The sequence below is a fragment of the Anabaena sp. CA = ATCC 33047 genome (assembly GCF_963870205.1).
GTDB lineage: Bacteria > Cyanobacteriota > Cyanobacteriia > Cyanobacteriales > Nostocaceae > Trichormus.
The window spans coordinates 1-356 of record NZ_CAWMSA010000084.1; the positions used below are offsets into that span (position 1 = coordinate 1).

The 356-nt window shown below is 33.7% G+C and carries 1 protein-coding gene; it reads left to right on the plus strand.

Translation table 11 applies throughout. The features are described 5' to 3' along the window. The coding region (locus AACS98_RS22330) for a tetratricopeptide repeat protein (RefSeq protein WP_157087549.1) at window positions 1–356 on the plus strand (356 nt) is incomplete at both ends.

Consider the following 356-nt stretch of genomic DNA (forward strand, 5'->3'; position numbering starts at 1 on the left):
TAGCAACTAATATCAATAATAAACGATTAATATCATACAGTCATGGTATTTTAGGCAAACTACAACCAGAACAAGCACAAACTTACTTTATTAAAGCACTAAGTCTAGCTCAATCAATTCAAGCATGGGACTTAGCTTATCAATGGTCTCAGCAATTAGCTACATTGTATCAACAGCAAGGAAAGTATCAAAAAGCTATCAAATCTTATGAGACAGCCCTTGCCCATCTTACTAAAGTTCGAGATAACCTTTCTTCAACTAATATAGATTTACAATTTTCATTTTATGAGAACGTAGAACCTCTATACCGAAATTATATGCGTTTGCTACTTAATACCTCTCATCCCCAACTCGAT